This window comes from Streptomyces phyllanthi, from assembly GCF_009377205.1.
Classification (GTDB): domain Bacteria; phylum Actinomycetota; class Actinomycetes; order Streptomycetales; family Streptomycetaceae; genus Streptomyces; species Streptomyces phyllanthi.
Map to the genome: position 1 here is coordinate 1 of NZ_VJZE01000848.1, position 1,848 is coordinate 1,848.

The window sequence follows — 1,848 nt, forward strand, 5'->3', positions numbered from 1 at the left end:
CCCTCACCCCCCGAACGTCCGGACCGCACCCCCCGGGTGGCGGGAGCGTTGCGCGGAGCCGCCTTCTTCGGCGTTTTCCGTTCTACGGTCGGAGCGGTGACAATCGGCGTCGGTGTGCGCCGGGGACGTGCGCACAACGACGGCACGGACGACCAGGACGACCAGGACGACTAGGACGACTAGGACGACGAGGCGGAACGCACGTGATCCGGGTAGTGGTGGTGGACGACGAGGCGCTTGTGCGCTCGGGCTTCCGGCTCATCCTGAACGCCGCCGACGACATGGAGGTCGTCGCGACCACGGCGGGCGGGGAGGCCGCCGACACCGTACGGCGGGAGCGTCCGGACGTCGTGCTGCTGGACATACGGATGCCCGACGTCGACGGACTGACCGTGCTGCGGCAGCTGCGCGCGATGCCGGAGCCGCCGGTGGTGGCGATGCTGACGACGTTCGACGCCGACGAGTACATCCTGACGGCACTGCGATCCGGCGCGGCCGGCTTCCTGCTCAAGGACACCGAGCCCGACCAACTCGCCCAGCTGGTGCGCACGTTGGCCGCGGGTGGGGTCGTGATGTCGCCGAAGGCGTCCCGCGCCGTCTGGCAGAGCCACCCCGGGGCCGGGGCGGTCGACGACGGCGAGGCCGCCCGCGTCGGACGGCTCACCGAACGTGAGCGCGAGGTGCTCGTGCTGATCGCGGAGGGGCTGTCCAACGCCGACATCGGCGGCCGTGTCCATCTCAGTGCCGGGACGGTCAAGGACCACGTCAGCTCGATCCTCACCAAGCTACGGGTCGGCAGCCGGGTCCAGGCGGCGCTGCTCGCTCAGCGGGCCGGTCTGCTCGACGAGCGGCGGCGCTCGGAGTCCGGGCGATGAGCACGCGCGGGGCATGGCGGGCACGCGTACCCGAGCCGGCCGTCGACGCCGTGGTCATCGCGATCGCCGCCGCGGACGTCTGGTTCAACCTGTGGGACGCGTCCCCCTCGGCGACGGCGGTGGCGGCCGCGGGCTGCGCCGCGCTCGCGGTACGCCGGCGCTTCCCGCTCGCGGTGTTCGTGTGCACACTCCCGGCCGGCCTGATGCTGGACATCGTGTTCGCCCCGTTCGCGGCCCTGTTCACCCTGGCCGAGCGGTCCCGCGACCGCCGGCTGCTCGCCGTGTGCGCCGTGCTGTTCGCCCTCGCCTCCGCCGCGCCGTGGCCGCTGGACGACCTCACCGCGCACGACCGCGCCTGGACGCTGGTCTACTTCTTCTACACGCTGGCCACGGCCGCCGCCCCCGTTCTGCTGGGTCAACTCGTGCAGGCGCGAGGGGACCTGGCCCGCCGGCTCGTCGAGATCGAGGAGGCGCGCGAGCACGAACGGCTGCTGCACTCCCAGGCCGTACTCGCCCGTGAACGCGCCCAGCTCGCCCGCGAGATGCACGACGTCGTGTCCCACCAGGTCAGCCTGATCGCCGTACAGGCCGGTGCCCTCCAGGTCGCCGCCAAGGACCCCGACGTCCGGGAGGGCGCCCGCACCATCCGCTCCCTCAGCGTCGACACCCTCGACGAACTGCGTCACATGGTCACGCTGCTCAGGGCCTCCGGCGGCCCTGCCACCGAGCTCACCCCGCAGCCCACGCTCGCGGACCTCCACCGGCTCGTCACGACCAGCGGCATCGACACCGAACTGTCCGGTGAGCTCCCGCCGGACATCAGCACCCCCGCGCAGCGCGCCGTGTACCGCACCGTGCAGGAGGCCCTCACCAACGTCCGCAAACACGCGCCGGGCGCCACCGCGGCCGTACGGCTCTGGCACGCCGCCGAGACCGGCACCTTCGGTGTGACCGTGACGAACACCTCCCCCAC

At 72.7% G+C, this 1,848-nt stretch carries 2 protein-coding genes; both read left to right on the forward strand.

The genetic code is table 11. The features are described from left to right. The first annotated feature begins 203 nt into the window (after positions 1 to 203). Positions 204 to 875 carry a response regulator transcription factor gene (locus FNH04_RS45525; RefSeq protein ID WP_322725738.1) on the forward strand — a complete coding sequence of 224 codons (672 nt, stop codon included), beginning with the start codon at positions 204 to 206 and terminating at the stop codon, positions 873 to 875. Beyond that, positions 872 to 1,848: sensor histidine kinase (locus tag FNH04_RS45530; protein WP_152792080.1), on the forward strand; the 977-nt coding region annotated here is incomplete at its 3' end. The genes FNH04_RS45525 and FNH04_RS45530, both read left to right, overlap by 4 nt.